The sequence below is a fragment of the Planctomycetaceae bacterium genome (assembly GCA_041398825.1).
In the GTDB taxonomy this organism is placed as follows: Bacteria; Planctomycetota; Planctomycetia; order Planctomycetales; family Planctomycetaceae; genus F1-80-MAGs062.
The window spans coordinates 1-16,649 of record JAWKTX010000002.1 but is presented as its reverse complement, the minus strand read 5'-3'; the positions used below and the strand labels follow the sequence as shown (position 1 = coordinate 16,649).

Annotated in this window: 16 protein-coding genes; 3 read left to right on the top strand and 13 right to left on the bottom strand. The window is 54.3% G+C overall.

Going from position 1 to position 16,649, the window contains the following annotated elements; translation table 11 throughout:
- Nucleotides 1–288 precede the first annotated feature (288 nt).
- From R3C20_04045 to R3C20_04010, 8 genes are all read right to left on the bottom strand, one after another.
- The gene (locus R3C20_04045; GenBank protein MEZ6039651.1) at nt 289–2,268 is read right to left on the bottom strand and encodes a VWA domain-containing protein; all 1,980 of its coding nucleotides are present in this window, start codon (nt 2,266–2,268) and stop codon (nt 289–291) included.
- A gap of 66 nt (nt 2,269–2,334) precedes the next feature.
- Nucleotides 2,335–2,829 carry a TadE/TadG family type IV pilus assembly protein gene (locus tag R3C20_04040; GenBank protein MEZ6039650.1) on the bottom strand — a complete coding sequence of 165 codons (495 nt, stop codon included), beginning with the start codon at nt 2,827–2,829 and terminating at the stop codon, nt 2,335–2,337.
- 4 nt (nt 2,830–2,833) lie between these two features.
- Nucleotides 2,834–3,316 (bottom strand): TadE/TadG family type IV pilus assembly protein, encoded by a 483-nt coding sequence (locus R3C20_04035; protein MEZ6039649.1) that lies wholly within the window; start codon nt 3,314–3,316, stop codon nt 2,834–2,836.
- Nucleotides 3,317–3,625: 309 nt separating this feature from the next.
- The gene (locus R3C20_04030) at nt 3,626–4,546 is read right to left on the bottom strand and encodes a serine/threonine-protein kinase (GenBank protein ID MEZ6039648.1); all 921 of its coding nucleotides are present in this window, start codon (nt 4,544–4,546) and stop codon (nt 3,626–3,628) included.
- 4 nt (nt 4,547–4,550) lie between these two features.
- Complete coding sequence (gene accD / locus R3C20_04025; GenBank protein ID MEZ6039647.1) at nt 4,551–5,423, bottom strand: acetyl-CoA carboxylase, carboxyltransferase subunit beta; 873 nt, start codon at nt 5,421–5,423, stop codon at nt 4,551–4,553.
- Nucleotides 5,420–6,079 carry a histidine phosphatase family protein gene (locus tag R3C20_04020; protein ID MEZ6039646.1) on the bottom strand — a complete coding sequence of 220 codons (660 nt, stop codon included), beginning with the start codon at nt 6,077–6,079 and terminating at the stop codon, nt 5,420–5,422. Before R3C20_04020 ends, accD begins: the two co-directional genes overlap by 4 nt.
- Before the next feature lie 13 nt (nt 6,080–6,092).
- Nucleotides 6,093–6,797 carry a ribulose-phosphate 3-epimerase gene (gene rpe / locus R3C20_04015; GenBank protein MEZ6039645.1) on the bottom strand — a complete coding sequence of 235 codons (705 nt, stop codon included), beginning with the start codon at nt 6,795–6,797 and terminating at the stop codon, nt 6,093–6,095.
- A 254-nt stretch (nt 6,798–7,051) separates the two neighbouring features.
- Entirely contained in the window at nt 7,052–8,599 is a 1,548-nt protein-coding gene (locus R3C20_04010; GenBank protein ID MEZ6039644.1) for a serine/threonine-protein kinase, read from the bottom strand.
- 216 nt (nt 8,600–8,815) lie between these two features.
- Between R3C20_04010 and R3C20_04005 the strand changes: the two genes are divergently transcribed.
- Nucleotides 8,816–10,978, top strand: coding sequence for a tetratricopeptide repeat protein (locus R3C20_04005; GenBank protein ID MEZ6039643.1), 2,163 nt, complete (start codon nt 8,816–8,818; stop codon nt 10,976–10,978).
- 133 nt (nt 10,979–11,111) lie between these two features.
- Nucleotides 11,112–12,281 (top strand): aminotransferase class V-fold PLP-dependent enzyme, encoded by a 1,170-nt coding sequence (locus R3C20_04000; GenBank protein MEZ6039642.1) that lies wholly within the window; start codon nt 11,112–11,114, stop codon nt 12,279–12,281.
- Between the two features lie 4 nt (nt 12,282–12,285).
- Here the strand turns inward: R3C20_04000 and R3C20_03995 are convergent, their stop codons facing one another.
- The 4 genes from R3C20_03995 to R3C20_03980 form a co-directional block, all read right to left on the bottom strand.
- Nucleotides 12,286–12,957 carry a CPBP family intramembrane glutamic endopeptidase gene (locus R3C20_03995; GenBank protein MEZ6039641.1) on the bottom strand — a complete coding sequence of 224 codons (672 nt, stop codon included), beginning with the start codon at nt 12,955–12,957 and terminating at the stop codon, nt 12,286–12,288.
- Between the two features lie 261 nt (nt 12,958–13,218).
- Nucleotides 13,219–13,755, bottom strand: a complete 537-nt coding sequence (locus R3C20_03990) for an NUDIX domain-containing protein (GenBank protein MEZ6039640.1) — start codon at nt 13,753–13,755, stop codon at nt 13,219–13,221.
- Entirely contained in the window at nt 13,755–14,885 is a 1,131-nt protein-coding gene (locus R3C20_03985) for a sialidase family protein (GenBank protein MEZ6039639.1), read from the bottom strand. The genes R3C20_03990 and R3C20_03985 overlap by 1 nt, the downstream gene beginning before the upstream one ends.
- 232 nt (nt 14,886–15,117) lie before the next feature.
- Nucleotides 15,118–15,756 (bottom strand): hypothetical protein, encoded by a 639-nt coding sequence (locus R3C20_03980; protein MEZ6039638.1) that lies wholly within the window; start codon nt 15,754–15,756, stop codon nt 15,118–15,120.
- A 62-nt stretch (nt 15,757–15,818) separates the two neighbouring features.
- Between R3C20_03980 and R3C20_03975 the strand changes: the two genes are divergently transcribed.
- Nucleotides 15,819–15,983, top strand: coding sequence for a hypothetical protein (locus R3C20_03975; protein MEZ6039637.1), 165 nt, complete (start codon nt 15,819–15,821; stop codon nt 15,981–15,983).
- A gap of 185 nt (nt 15,984–16,168) precedes the next feature.
- Here the strand turns inward: R3C20_03975 and R3C20_03970 are convergent.
- Nucleotides 16,169–16,649 (bottom strand): hypothetical protein (locus R3C20_03970; GenBank protein MEZ6039636.1); only part of this gene is annotated, 481 nt, incomplete at its 5' end.

Here is a 16,649-nt window from a genome sequence, read left to right as displayed (position 1 = left end):
CCAGCGTGTGAACAATGAAGACGGTCAATCCATCCCCGATTGGCGGCTTGCCGCACCGAAAAAGCTCATGATTCCAGAGTCTAGCGGTCCGCCCCGACAATTCATCAAAGGACGTTTTTTTTCCAGAGGAATGCCACAATCCGGATCATTATCTCACGAAAAGTCCCACAGAAAACCCGGCTGTAAAGCAATTCAGGCCAGCCGGGATTGGCGGCTGGCCTGAATCTGGATTTGACCGGGAAACCGGGAAGATGGCATCAAAGAGCCGAAACCGAACGATTCATTCGTTCAGTCCTGTTCGATTACCAATCGAGCTGGGGGCACCTGCCCAGCGAGGACTGCGAACGCTCCCTGAAGACGGGAAACAAGTTCTTCATTCGACGAGCCGGAAGGGATATGAACGTACTCTCCGCCACTCATCTGAGCGATCGCGTTCATCAGCGTCGTATCTGCCCCGTCACCCATCGAGATTGTATGGATGGTATAGCCGGCATCGTACGCTTCTTTGGCACGCACAAACGTGTGCAGCGCAGCACGCCAGTTTCCATCCCCATTTCCGCCGCTGCTGTAGCTGCTGTCAATCACGAGATCAGCCGTACCATCGTCATTGAAGTCGGTAATCTCATTCCAGTTCCATCCTGAAGGAAGCGAACTGGAACTCCAGCCACCTGGATATTGATTCGATTGTCCATCTGTCATCAGCAGAATAGCCTTCTGAGCCCCATAACGTCCCTGATTGCTGAGCAGTGACTTGGCTTCTTCAATCCCATACCCGATGCCGGTTGACGAGTTGTAATGCCCTGGTTGTTTGTGCCGCTGAATCGTGTCGATATCCATGACATTCTCGGTGAGGTAGTTTCCAGCCAGATCCACCGTTACATCGGCACCCTCTTCGTTCAGACCGGTTTCAATGCGGGCTGTGGTTGCGTAGGTCACAAGGCCAAGGTGGTCGCCAAAACCCAGACTGTCAAGAAAAGTGGCAAGGTTGGTCATCCCCTGTTTCATGCCGTGAAACGGATAAATGGGGGCTCGCCAAAGATCCTCTGACTGGCTGTTGGATTTCCTGCTGTCGACCAAATAGTGGGCCAAAGTCCGGAACCCATATTTCTTTCGGTACCCCTGGTTGTAGAGGTCACTGTCAGACATTACGTAGTTGGCATAGGCTTTCCACGCAGCAACACTGTCACTAATCGATGGTTTACCCTGCAGGCTTCCGTAGTAGTTTTTTCCCTCCTGCGGGAACGGGATGCAGGATTCAGGAGTGCTTTCGTAGTAGCCGGGATATTGGGAATCGCTGATCGTCTGCCATGATCCACCATAGCCAGAGCGACGTTTTAGTGTGCCACTGTTGTATTTTCGGTACTGGTAGCCGCCTTCAGTCCGATAATGGTAGCCGCCGCTTGAACTCGAATAGCTCCAGGAGTCCCAGTAGTTATCACCGGGATCATAAATCCCGAGGTCTTCAATCACAGTGGACGTTGAACTCGTGCTGAGATAAGTGCCCTCGTATGAGTTCAGTAAACCATACCCACCAGACGGAAACTTCTTCGTGCTGTTTTCGTCGCTGTATCGAACATCCGATGCGACCAGTTCATCCCAGATTTCGTCAAGACCAGACTCAACAGAAGCCTTCGTGAGTCGATTGACCGTTGAATTCATTAACAGGCTGTCGTACGCCATCGAGCCGGAATAGTCCAGCACCGCAACAATATCACGCGATTCGATGAAAGCTGTCGCATCCGCACTGATGGCCTGCGAACGGTCGCCTGCAAATGGAGCAAACATCAATCGAAGCTTCGCATCTGGCTGCGTGAGGTCGGAATTTGTCTTTCGAACGGTCACCCTCACCATGTTATACGGTGGCGTTCCCCACGTTTCGATGAAGGACTCGCCGTCTTCCGCGAGCAATCGCGTTCCCAGTTGAACGTCTACCGAAGGATCAATGTAAAGACCGTTCAGCTGAACGATTTCGGCTGCCATGTCTCTTGCTGCCTGAGCTGCCACAGCCTGGACTTCGGCAAGGTTCGTTATGCCCTGCTCCCCCGCTGAACGGACCCCCAGAACGATTTCCTGTACTGCCCCCAGTGCGGCCGCATCTGCCGTCGCCTGCATTCGAGTCTTCGTCAGGGTAATCATCCCCAGGTCGATTGCGAAACCCACAAACGTCATCACGCCGATGATTGCAATGATAGCCAGCACGAGAAAAACGCCTCGACGCGGATGCGCCCTCAGTTTTTCAACGAGCTTTCGATATCCAGAAGTCTTCATAGCCGCCTCACAACAAGGATCCGAAGAAAGTTTTACAGGAACGCGAGGGGGGAGAAAAAAGCAGAGTTAGTTCGAAAGACCACCCGAAAGACCGGCTCGCATAACCAGGTGTGCTCCAATGCTGGAGCCCCGCAGGTAACGATTCGGGAAGACGCTGATGCTCTCATGGGGCAGGCTGAGTGAAATCTTTACATGCTGTAGTTCATTGTCCGGGTCGGCAAGATCGAACGTCTGTCCTCCGTCGGCGCCGGCATGTGTAATTGAGATCACCAGGGCGCTACCTGGCAAACCCGAAGCCGTCACATAATTCCGAAGGTCACGTTCCAGCTTGGTATTGGGGTCGTCCTGGTCACCAACCAGCTCACTCCAGTCAGTATTAACAAGCCTTCCAGCCTCTCTCACAGCAGACTGCATGATTGTCGCAGCCCGCATTGCAATTCCGATCTCGATTGCGCCAAGAGCCAGCATCAGTAAGACAGGCAGCAGAATGGCCGCCTCAACCGCCGCCACTCCTTCCCGTTCCTTCGAGCTGTGGATTCTTGTGGATCTTCGTTTCAGCACCTTGCTATTCCTTTCGCATTACCGACTGGCCGTAGAGGTTTCCTGTCGTGATCCAGACCGGACCAAGGATCCCCATTTCCGAATACGGCACCTGAACCCGAACAATAAACAAAGAACGAGACGGAAGATCGGCGACTTCAACATCAGGCAGACTGCTGTAGTTGATTGTGGACGGATTGAACGACGGGTCATCAAAAGCAGATGCATCCTTAACGCTCACCACCACGTTCTCGTGATTCGCATTAATAGCCGAACCGAGAATCTGCTTTGCTCTGCTGATCACCTGTGCGGTCGTTGCAGAATCACCAATGCCTGCTCGAGCAGCCTGCGACGCGGCAGAGTTCATCGCGTGGATCACCATGAAGCAGTGACCGAACTCAACGATGGCGAACAGGAACATGAAGAAAACGGGCAGTACAACCGATGTTTCGACAACGACGGCCCCACTGCGATTGGCTGGCTGATGATTTCTTTTTGACGCTCTCACATCCCACCCCTGAGGTCGACGAAGCCGACCAAACTCACGAAATCTGACCCATCCGCGCTGTCGGGAACGATAAAACGCTGATCAGAATAACTGCGTCAGGGGAAACGCAGATGCCGTGCAGACGAAGTTGCTGCGGCATTAACGGTCTAGCGCCTGCACGGGATGGCCAGCCGTAGGGGCGACTACCCAAACCCTAGATCATGAAATCGCTGAGGCAAGAAAACTGTTTCCAGTTTGTCAAAAATCATCTCAGGGGCAAACGACTTCAACCCAGCCAAGAAACCCGGAAGAACGCAACGCACCGGATCGTCAGCGATTTGTGTCGCGAGCGGCACGTCGGGCAGCGGCTTCTCTGGCAGCACGAACCAAACGCGCTTCAGCTTCGCGAAAAATTCCGACCATTTCCGAGACGTGCTGCCAGCGATCATCGGGACGAGCCTGCAATCCCTTCATGATGGTTTCACCAATTTGCTTATCGATCTTTGGAACCACCGAGGTGATTTCGACCGGTGGCTTGTTGATGTGCTGCAGGACCGCATCAATCGTTAATGCAGCGTCCCATGGGCACCGTCGCGCATACATTTCGAAACATGTGACGGAGTAAGCGAAGATATCAATCCGCTGATCTGTCGGCTGCCGCTTAATCAGTTCAGGCGCCATGTAGTTGGCAGTTCCCGTGCGGTTGCCAGGTTTCCGAAAATCCGGCGTATTCGGGACCGCCAGCCCAAAGTCGATCAGCTTGATGCATTTTTCCTCAGACACCATGATGTTGCGAGGACAAATGTCGCGGTGAATCCAGTTCTGAGCATGGAAGAAGTTCAGCGCTTCACCGATCTGAATCATGTAACGAAGCCGATATCGCTTCATTTCGTCATTCTGAAGGTCCACCAGAAGGCTCAGACCGACACCCTCGACGAATTCCATCACCAGAAACATTTCGTCGTCAGTCGTCCATCCGAATTCATGAGTCCGGACGATGTGTGGATGATTCAGCGTCATCGCCACTTCGCCCTCAGATGGCTTATTGAGTCCCTGAAAACGGGCCTCGAAACGGGCCGTTTTTTCCTTATCCAGTACCTTCAAAGCAACCGTACGCCCGGACTGAAGGTCAACTGCCTTCCAGACTTTCGACATACTGCCCTGACCAACCCGGCCGATGAGATTAAATCGGCGGTTGATGTCGGTGGTTTCGTGGGCCGGTTTCTTTTTTCCGAAGAGCTTTTCAAACATGCCGTTAGCCAGCGCAATAGTCGATGATGCGAGCCAGTTCCGTACGAAGTTCTGACCGGTGCACGATTCGATCGACGAATCCATGCTTCAGGAGGAATTCGCTGGTCTGGAATCCTTCCGGCAGTTCAATCTTGCAGGTCTGATAAACGACGCGGGGACCTGCGAAGCCAATTAATGCCCGGGGCTCCGCAATGGTCACATCTCCCAACGAAGCAAAACTGGCGGCGACACCGCCCATCGTGGGATTCGTCAGCACGGAAATAAAAAGCCCGCGGGCCTGTCGAAACCGCGCTAAGGCAGCCGACACCTTGGCCATCTGCATCAAAGAAACGATGCCCTCGTGCATGCGAGCACCGCCGCCGGATCCGCTGACGATCACTAATGGCAGCGAAAGTTCGGTCGCCTTTTCTACGGCTCGTGTGAGTTTTTCTCCGACGACAGAACCCATGCTTCCCATGATGAATGCGGAATCTGTCATCGCAAAAACCAGCGGGCGTCCCCGCATGTACCCGCGTCCCACAGTGCAGGCGTCCCGCATTCCGGTCTTCTTCTGTTCGTCAACGATTCGCTCCCGGTATGGTTTGCGATCGGAGAAGCCCAGCGGATCGGAGGGCATCATTTCGGACCACCACTCCTCGAAACTGTCGGGGTCCAGCAGCTGACGAATTCTGGCTTCCGTTGGAACGTAAAAGTGGTGTCCGCAATCCGGACACACATTCAGGTTTTGCTCCACCTGCTTACGAAAAAGCGTGGCATGGCACGCATCACATCGAAGCCACAGACCATCAGGAACACTGCGTTTGGGAATCGTACGACTTCCTGCTGCTGCCGTGCTGGCAGGTGATGTTGTTGCGTCGCTGTTTTCAACAGTGCTCATCGAGCATTCTCCTGATTTGAGGAAGCGACCGTGACGGAATTTTCTGCTGGTGCCACGAATTCACCCGCCAGAAAACGTTCCGCATCAAACGATTCGGCTTCAATGATCTGAAGCAACTCTTTCTGCTCTTCCCCGCAAAGGCAGGCCGAAACGCGGGGATGCCGACGTTCCAGCGTGCACCGAATGACGGTCGCCAGCGGTTCCGGAGCAACGATTGCAAATACATCGTACTTACGAATCGCTTTTGTCAAAACACGAGTTAGTCGCTGACAGGCATCCGAAAGCGTTTCTCCCTCCGGCGGACAAATCGCAACCGGGCTGTCTTTGCAGTTCTTGAACAATTTGGGGAAACGCTTGCGAATGTCGGCTTCAGGCAATCCCTGCCAAAGGCCCTGATTAACGTTACGCAGTTCATCCAGCTCGCGAACCTTTGCGGAAGCCTGCGACTCTGCCACAACATGAGCAGTGCCGCATGCCGGATCTTCCGGAGAGGTGTAAATCGCCTCCAGCCGAATTCCCCGCTCATTCAGCACCTGAACGGCCTCGCGAATCTGGTCCACGCCGCGTTGGTTCAGCGGCAGATCCAGTGTCCCCAGAAGGCGATGCTGATCGTCGTAATCAGTGCAGCCAGCTCGAATCAAAACGATAGTTGCCATATGGATCTGTTCCTTAGCAACTCGACCGCGCAGAAAGCGCGATCTGGTGTAAATCGGCGACAGCCGCCGAGTAATCGGGTTCATCAAACACCGAACTGCCTGCCACAAACACGTCCGTTCCAGCTCGGGCACAAGCCGCGATGGTGCTTTTGCCAACACCACCGTCAATAGAAATGATCAGATCCGGGCCACCTGCGGCACGAGCCTGACTCACTTTGGAAAGAACGTCAGGGATAAATTTCTGGCCGCCAAATCCGGGATGCACACTCATCACAAGGAAAAGATCGCATTCGGGCAGAAAGGGTTCAGCAGCAGAAAACGGGGTATCAGGATTGATTGCAAGCCCGGCAACCACGTTGCGACTGCGAATTTCACGCAGCAACTCCGTTGGATCGGGGACCGCCTCAAGATGAAAGGTAATGGCCTCACAGCCAGCCTTTATGTATTCGTCGAGAAACTGAGCCGGATCAGTCACCATCAGGTGCGCGTCAAAAGGGGTCGACGTCAGCGGACGCATCTTCTCGATGACCATTGGACCATACGAAAGATTCGGGACGAAATGGGCATCCATTACGTCCAGATGCATCAGGGGTGCCCCGGCCGCATCCAGCATCTCCATCTCTCGATGGAGGTTACCGAAATCACACTTCAGCATTGACGGAGCGATTACAGGACGACCGTCCCGCAGATAGCTCAGCATCGCGTCTCGATTTAGCATCAATTCCTGCCATCAACACAGGACGAAAGCGCTGGAATGAAAGGTGTTGTCCAAATCTGTGGGCACAGTCGCCAACAGATCGCGCTTTACAGAACCGAATGGAAGTGCGGCATTCTCCGAACGCACAATCACTGTGTCCAGCCAAAGCCGTTGATTCGTGACGAATGAACGCCATATGCCTGATCATGCGTTCACATCCACCGCTCGCGTGGGAATTTACGAAACGAAGATCCACCCACAAGGGATACTGCGGATCAACGGAAGAGCGGGCTGCGAGCCCGCAACGGACCGTAGAATTCGCGAAGCTCCTCCGGCGACTGGCTAAAAATCAGCTCAAGATCGAAGTCTGTTGGGTAGTCAGACCCATACGGCTGGATCGAATCCAGCAATTCGTCCCGCTGTTCGCGGAGTTTGTCGGCGTCCGCTTTATTGTCGGCCGCCTCCTTCCGGGCCATTTCTTTGCTCAGGGCGTAGGCTTTCCCTGTTAAGCCAAGAACGCGGAGATGACGTTTTTCCGGGACGAGCCCTTGTTTTTGCAGGGCGTCAAATGTTTCCATCGCTTCAGAAAATGCCCCGCGAGAGACATAAAGCAGCCCAAGGCGCACCGCAGCGAATTCCGCTTCTTCGGTCTCCGGGAAGTACTCAAGGACTGCTTTCCATTTCGTTGTGTCGCGAGGATTAAGCAGTGCGACGGCGAACTGCCGAACCGCTGTCGACTCTTTCGGCACGGAGTTATCAACTTCGGGTAGCCGTGCAGGCTGCATCACCTGACTGGCGGCAACATAAGTGGCAAGCATCGCAGCAACGAGGCCGGGGATCAGTATGCCTGCTGGCGGCAGCCACGCATGAATGGTGGACCAAACGCTGTAGGCAGAGCCAAGGCGGGTGTTCACCGGAACGTTTTCCAGCGCCTTCAGCACGGCTTCAAGCTCTGCATGCGACTGAAAACGCTGAGCCGGATCTTTGGCCATCATTCGGTGAATGGCGTTGCACAGCTTTCGAGGCAGGTCGGCTCGCAGTGTTTCCAGCCGAGGCGGTTCCTCTTTCAGATGCTGCACAGCGACGCTAACGGCATTCTTTCCGGGAAAAGGCGGTCGGCCCGCAAACATGTGAAAGCACGTCACGCCGAATGAGTACTGGTCGCTCCGATGGTCAAGAGAGTCGCCTTTGATCTGCTCGGGGCTCATATAAAGCGGCGTCCCCATGGTGGTCCCTGCCTGAGTCAGGTTGACCTTCTTTTCCGGAACAGCGTTCAGCTGGGCCAGGCCAAAGTCGGTCACCTTGCAGATTCCATTCGTGGTGATCATGATATTTTCGGGCTTGATATCGCGATGGACGACACCTGCCTCTGAGGCCGCTCGAATAGCCGACGCGATTTCCTGCATCCATTTCAGCCCTTTTCCGTAGTCGGGGCTACCGTGTTTGCGGATCCACTGGCTGAGATTCCAGCCGGCAACGTACTCCTGAACGATGTAATTCAATCCATCCTGATGGCCTGTCGTGTACACCTGAACGATATGGGGATGGTTCAGAGCGGCTGCCGTTCGGGCCTCCTGTTCAAATCGCTTTCGAGTGGTGGAAGACGACGAAAGTGAGCCACTTCCGTTCAAGACATCGTCCTTCAGGATCTTGATGGCGACAGACCGCCCCAGTGAAGTCTGTTCTGCGAGATAGACATCCGCCATACCTCCCGTTCCCAAACGCCGAAGCAACAGAAATTCGCCCACACGCGAATTGCTTAAGTCCCGCGTTTTCAGGGGAGTCGTGTCGCTGTGCGACGAATCGGCTGGCTGTTCATTCATTTCAGATACACTCAGGTCGCCTCAGGAAAACAAGCGTTCCGGCACAGCAAGTTTAGCGGCCGAACAATTCCGGGCCACCTCTGACCTGCCAAAGTCCTCAAATCCTGCTACCATCAGCCCCAGCGCATGTGACGTTCATGCCCGACTGGAAACACCATTCACGGTCCACAAAGGCCGTAAATTCGTTCATTTGAAACATTCGATCAGGTTAATCTCATGAGTCATGACCCCTATTCACCCTGCCCCTGCGGCAGCGGCAAGAAGCTGAAGTTCTGCTGCGCTGACATTCTGCCAGACATGATCAAAGCGCATCGCCTGATGGACAATCAGCCGGAAGCTGCCGAAAAAATCCTGCGTGACCTGCTGGCCCGTTATCCCAGCCGCGAAGTTATCGTTGGCGAACTTTGCATGATTTTGCCCCAGCAGGGTCGTCACGAGGAAGCTCGTGAAATGGTTGCGCAATTCCTGAAGGATAACCCCGACCATCCCATGGGGCTCATCTGGATGGCCAGACTGTGCCTGCTGATGGATGGCTTCGAGGCATCGCGTCGAGTTCTGCATCGCGCGTTTCAGATTTCTTCGCGTTCATTTCCGCTGCAGATTGCGGACCTCGCAAACTCTGTGGGCATTTACCTGGTCGCATCCGGCGAGTACCTCGGGGGCCGCGAGCACCTGGGACTGGCGGTTCGCCTCGCCGGTACCGAAAATGGTCGCCGGTACCTCATGAATCTCGCAATGCTGGAAGCCGACGGAAGCATTCCCTATCTGCTGCGCACGCCTCATGCTCTGCTGCCGGTATCGGGCTCTGACGAAATCATGCAGCAGGATCTGCGTGCCAGGAAGCTCAGCATCATTGGTTGCTGGGAACCAGCATCGATTCTGTACTCGCGCATGGCCGAGGCCGCGCCGGGTGATGGAGCCATTCAGTTTAATCTGGGGCTCTGCAAAGCATGGGACGGACGCATGAAAGATGCATGTCAATCCCTGCATCAGGCCGCCACTTTGCTCTCGGATCCGACTCACGCTATTCAGGCTGAATGGCTCGCTCAAATCATCGATCAGGAAAATCCTGACTGCCAGATTCCTTCGAAGACACACTATCTGAGCATTCAAAGCACCTCGATGGTAGTAAGTCTTCTTGAACAATCCGTCCAGACACACCGGGATAAATCAGAGCGGGAAGAGGACGAAGAGAAATCTTACTCAGATTTCCTCACCCGAACCGCATCGTTTGAGATCTTCGACCGACCTGCCCCCGATACCGATGTTGCTGCATGGACGGACCTTCCCGTCATTCTTGCCGACGTTGACGTACTGGATCTGGTGAGCGAACAAGCGGGTGCAGAAAGTGGAATTCCACACTCGCAACTTGCTGTGACAGTTTCTGACGACAACGCGGAAAGAGCACTCGATTTGCTGCGATCACTGCTTGCTGAGCAGCTTGTCGCTGAATCTCCACGCGAACCTCAACCCGTCAGCAGCTACATCGTTCGTGAAGCCAGGGACTTTGCAATCGACCTGCATCGTCCCAAAAGCGTATCAAAGCCAAGATTTCGTGAACTGGAATTTGCCCGGGATCGTGAGCTGGCAGAGAACTGGCTGTCGTCTCCCAAAACTGCGCTCGGCGGCAAGTCTCCGCTTGAGGCTGCTGAAGATGCATCTCTGAAGATTCCCCTCACAGCCAGCGTCCTGTCGCTGGACGTGATTGCCCGCTATGCCGATCGTCGAGTGAATGTTGACGATTTATTCAATCGGCTGCACCTTCAAGTGCCCGACACGATGGACTTACCAGAGGGTCAGCACTGCGCAGCACTTCCAACGTTTCATCTCGAACGCCTGGACTGCACAAAGCTCAGCGACGATCAGCTCCAGGAATTCTGTAACCGTGCTTCCATGCTCGGCTTTCCGGATATGGCTCAGCGCGGGCTGGATGAATTGCTCAACCGCCCGGCTGCCCTCGAATCGTTTGGGGTGGTGCGCGGCTGCATGATGCGAGCAGCACTTGCCGTCTCCAACAACGACAGCACCACCATGAACACGTGCTTCGAAAAAGCCCATGATGCAGTCCCGAAAGGGCCGAGTCATTTTCGCGAACAACTGGAAGCAGAAATTCGAGAACTATCGATGCGGCTTGGGGATCCGGAAGACCCAAAGCTGATTCCGTTGCTGCATCGAATTCGCGATCGGTACTTCGCGAAGCTTCCTGAAATCCGCGAAGTCCTTGAAATGCACCTGATTGAATCGGACTGTCAGCACCTTCTGTCAGAGCTGGACGGTGTGGGTGTCGGCGGCGGATCACTCTGGACGCCCGGTTCAGATGCCGGTCAACCTGCAGCCAGCGGATCCGGTGGCGGTCTCTGGTTGCCAGGTCAGGATTAATTTCCGTTGAATCCCGGGAGCGAGTTGAGCCATTCAATTCGCTCCCCCATTCGATCCCATTTCGAATTTGTTCGAGAATCGCTGTTGCCCAAAACAACAGCATGGCCCAATTGCGGCATTGGCATCAAGCACCATGTATCTGGACAATGCGGCGACCAGCTTTCCCAAACCGGAATCGGTTTACGATGCCGTCGACCACTGGATGCGAAACAACGGCACTGCTTTTGGCAGAGGACAGCATGCTCTGGCCGAAGCTAACGGCCACATGGTTCAGCAATGCCGCGTCCAGCTCACACGGTTGCTCGGACTTCCCGCGGCGTCGCATGTCGCCCTGACATTTAACTGCACCGACAGCCTGAACCTGATCATTCGAGGACTAGTACGTCCAGGTGATCGAGTGATCGCCACAACGATGGAACACAATTCCGTCCTGAGGCCACTGCATCAGTTGCAGGATGAAATCGGTTTGCTGTTCGATCTCGTGGATTTCGATCCGGTCACAGGCCTTGTTGATCCGGCTGACTTTGAACGTTCACTGCATGAATCATCCGCTCGACTGGCGGTGATCAGCCACGCATCGAATGTTACCGGCGTCATCCAGCCAGTTCGCGAAATCGTGGATCTGGCACACCAGGCGGGAACAATGGTGATGCTGGATGCGGCTCAAACGGCCGGACACGTTCCATTCAGCATGAAGGATCTGGACGTGGACTTCCTGGCCGCAGCCGGCCACAAAGGTCTGCTGGGTCCTCTCGGCACAGGCATTCTTGCAGTTCGTCCGGGTCTGGAAAAACTGATTCAACCCATCCGGTGCGGTGGCACTGGTTCATCCAGCGAGTCCATGCGTCAGCCATCCCAGATGCCGGACCTGCTGGAGAGTGGCAACATGAACCTGCCGGGAATCTGTGGTCTGCAGGCTTCGACGCAGTGGCTGAGCTCGCAAACAGTTGATGCGGTTCATCGCCACACATTGGACCTGACCAAACGGCTTGCCGCTGGCCTCCGGGACATGAACGGAGTCAGGATCTATGGTCCGCTTGCAGACGATGCTGCCGTTGCGGACTGCTGTCCGATCCTCAGCATGAACATCGACGGACTGGACTGCCGCGATGTGGCAATGATTCTGGACCAGTCATTCGATATTCAGACGCGCGCTGGCCTTCACTGCGCACCTCTGGCCCATAGAACACTCAACACATTTGACCTCAATGGTGCTGTCAGATTCAGCCCCGGCTGTTTCACCGAAGAATCACAGATCGACGCGGCCCTGTCCGCCATCGCAGAAATCGCCCAGTCACAATAACCGACTACGGCTTGTTGGCATCTGTCTCTTCGTCCTCGGCTGACGCATCTGCCGATGGGCTGTACTGAGGATTCAGCCTTTTCCAGCGCCGCCAATCCCAGATAACAACCAGAAACGCCACAAAGTCGTAGGCCGTGTGGGCGGTGATTGGTATCAATAAATTTGGCGTCGGATCAACAGCCAGCAAGGCCGTCAGGTACAGTCCCATAAAGGCGGCGAGCATAGCGTAAAATGGCGTGACCGCATGAGCGAACCCAAACAGCAGGTTGCTCACTATCACTGCCAACGTGGGGTTCCAGGGGTGGATCAGAAAATACAGCAGCCCCCGAAACAGCACTTCTTCGCAAAGACCGGCCAGCAAAGCCAACAGAAATAAATCCAGCAGATTGCATCGATTCAGTAAAGGCCCAAGCGTTTCCCTCAGAAATACCCGGATCGCGACAATTCCCTTGGATGTCGAAACAAAGCAAACGGCCAGCAACAACAACATTGGGATTGTTGCCAAGAGACCCATCATCAAATCGGTTTTGTCCCAGTGCAGATGCGCGGTGGGATGGCAACTTAATCCCCAGCCCAGAAGGAACGCCACAGCAAGCAACATTCCTTCAAACGCCCCTGCGCTGATCAGGAACTGTGCATGTGTGAGCGTTATGGTTTCGTTTCCGGATCGCTTCATAGCAAAACTTTGAAGAACAGAAGTGAGTGCCAGGCCGTTTGGGGGAGCCTCATAATGACCGCGGACGGCTTCTTCAGATGATGCCCGGAGGCCTCTCCGCCCGGTTGCAGATATTCGTACAAGTCGTAATCCGGGACAGTGCTGCCGACAAAACGAAATTGAAGAATGAATCCAGTATCAGAGCAATGCCACACAGCCTTATGCACGGAACCCTGTGCCAGGATCGGCGTCGTGCGTAACAACCGCGAATTCAAAACCGATTCAACTGTCCTGAACTTTAGGTTGAGATTGAAACCATTGAAACAGGAGGCGAAACGCTGGCGAAAAATCCCCGGGGTTGTCTTCAATCCATTTGTCGATCTCTGTGAGTTCCATCCAGCGCACCTCAGTCATTTCAACCGGATCGAAATGGATCTCATCATCACTGCAGGCCGAATACAGCACTGTAAATTCCCAGGACGTTGCTTCGCAGGCCGCAAACTTCTGAAGTCGCATCAACTGTGCCCGGAGACCCAGCTCCTCCTTCAACTCTCGTGGCACACACGAATCGTAATCTTCTCCGGCGCTGACATGCCCACTGGCTGACGACGTCCACACCGAAGGAAATTCTTCTTTGGCCGGGCTTCGTTTGTGAATCAGAAGGCGACCATCAGATCGAAACAGAAAGACATGCACAGCGCGATGCAGCAGTTTGCGACGATGCACTTCAGATCGCGGCAACTGCTGGATGACATGGTCATCGGCATCGACGACGTCGAACATTTCCTCCGGCGGACTGGCAGGCTCGATGGGCGTCATTACGGGGACACTTTCATGGCCGCAGCCATCTGATCGAGTTCGCTTAGTTTGAGTCGCACGCTCAGAATCCAGGGTTGCTGCCCCGCAGACCAATGGCCATAAGTCGTCATCACAAATGTACCATCGGGCAGGATTTCAACTCCCGGATAAGCGCAGTCCGCGCCTTTCTTGTTGTCGCGCAGTCGAACCACATACTGGCCCTCGCGTCCTTCGGTCAGATCATCCCACGTTCCGACCCACGCAATCCAGTCGCCATTGTGGGCGGGTGGTGAGATCCCTTTGGGCGTCACACTGCGAAAGGAAATCAGCAGTCGACCGTCGGGGGCGTATCGCCCGGTATGGCGATCGCCATTCAATGAGCCCGGCAGGTCGCGTGGTTCCGACCAGGACACCCCTTCATCGTCACTGAAAATAATCTGTGAATTATGGCGACGGCTGTTTTCACGCAGCAGAACAGCCAGTCGCTTACCATCCGGAGAGCGAATGATCCCAGGCTCGCAAATGTGGTATTCGGAAGACTTATGAATGACTTCCGGTTGCGACCATGTCAATCCACCGTCGGTGGAAAGCGATTTGAACAATGTGAAGGCAACTGGTTTTTCCTGCACTGATCCGCTGCGAATGAACCGTCCGTCGTCATGAAACATTGCCATATAGTGGCCCGGCCCGGTCTTTAGTGCTTCCACACAGCCCATAGTGACGATGCCGCCCCAGTCTCCAACTTCCTTAAGTTCGGACCAGGTCGCTCCATCATCTTCAGTGACAGCCATACGCACAGGATACAAGCCGGAAAACATGATGATGCGTTTTGTTCCGGAGGCGTCGATCACTCGGTGGAGCGTAGGCACCTCTTTCGAAGTCGCCCAACTGGCCGGAGTTTCCAGGCGGCCCGACCATGTTTGCCCACCGTCCGTCGAACGTTGATAGACAATACCCCCGCGTCCATGCCCCTTCGGATAGACACACAACATTGTGAGTCCATCTTCCAGTAAAACGGTGGTTGGATGGCCCAGATACTGGCCGGATTCATGATCCACGACAACCTGACGCCAGGTCTGATCATCCAGATCCAGGTAGGGGATGCTGTACGCGATTTCCTGTGCCTGACCGATCACAGATGAATTGATCATAAGAAACACCAGCACAAACATCGCGCACAACCGTTCCATTCCAGTTTTACGTTGACAAGTCATCATCGTCGGGGACCTCGTTCCACAAATAAAAAACGGATGAATCAGGCATTCGCTCTGCCCGTCAAATCCTGCTGCAGGGAAAGATCTCAGCGGGTCGCGGGACCAGTCACACTGGAAGGACCAGACGGGCAGAATGAATTTCCGTCAGGGCCGGGTCGACAGCAAAAGCCTATTCAGCCGACCAGATCTTCAGATCATCGATCGACAGTGATTCGCCCTTCATGACAAATCGATAGTTGGGTTTGTCGGTATCGAGTCGTACATTTTCGCCGCTGACTTTCAGGCCATTGTCAGTCGCAGCAACGACTTGATTTCCCTTCATCTCAACCTGCAGAGTATACCACTTGCCTTTTTCAAAGGCCCCCTTCGCCTGGCCGATCAATTCAGACTTGATACTCTTGTCCTTCTTGTCAGCATCGGTACGCACGGTCATGCCATTTTCCGCAATTATCACTCGAAACAGATGCCCTTTGGCGTGGTTAAGACTCAGATGCAGTCCATCAGTTGATCCGTCCAGTCGAAACGAAAACCGGACAATCGAATTTCGGTTCTTCTTCTGGCAATTCAATACGGCTGCGTGTTTGTCCGTTGCCAACTCGTTCCCCACAACAACACCATCAACAACCTTCCACTCTCCCTTCACAGCGACAAACGTTGTGCCCAGCTGAGCATCGTCAAACTGGTCTTCGAAAAGAAGCTGTCCCGGTTTCGCAAGGTCGGGAGAAATGTCGGTCCCTTTCCCCGCCAGGCAAACACTGCTCGAAAGCAGGCTGCAAACGTAAAAAGCGGAGAGCGTCGTCATTTTCATTTTGCAACTCACCATGAACAGAGGATTGTTATCGGCCAAAGAACACGTGATGAAACTCTCAGATGTCAATAACATCAGGTCAGATCACGCCAGCGACCAGAACGCTTCTGGAAATCTACGATACCGGCGCACTGGTGACATCGTCACACTTTGAAGAAATGTGCCAGGTACACAAACCATCCGTCTCCATCGCTGAACGAAAGCATGACAGCCAGGACCGTGCCTGACAACTATCCCTGCCGAAGATCAATCGCCGGATCTTCTTCGCGTGCCTTGAAGCAATAGCGTCGGCAATGATCCATTCTTGTACTTAGAAGATGCGGTCTGCTCGAATTTGATCGGTGACAGACGATCCCGTTGCGTACTCGAGGGTTAAGCTAGTTCTTTGATGTACTGAACACGGAGATCGCACTCAAGGTTGGCAAGGGTAATAACCAAGTCTCTTGGAATCCAAAGAAATTCGGCACAGCTTTTCAACAATCGGACTGGCAACGCCACGAACGGAGACTAAGCGGTTCCATGCACCATACTGAGCCTGCATCTGTTCAGGCACCGACGAGTAGGTCTCCGTCATGGCCGACCATTGGGCTTCTGTCAGCGTATTCCACTGCGTTTCCACCAGAGGTACCCACGCCGGGTTGGAGCCTACTGGTGTGCTTTCTCCGGCATCCGGCAGGCCCGTCATATTGCCTGCCGCATCGTACGACGGAGTCGCCCATGCCGTACCGGTCGTGTTGCTGATGCCCGTGATTTCATTCACCTTGTTGGCCGAACGTGACTGCACCAGATCGAAGGAGGGCATTGCCCTCCACCCGGTTCGAGCTGCCGCTCGGTACGGACTCCGCCGCTCCCGCTGGTCGCTTGCCGTAATATTCAACACATCATCCCGCAAA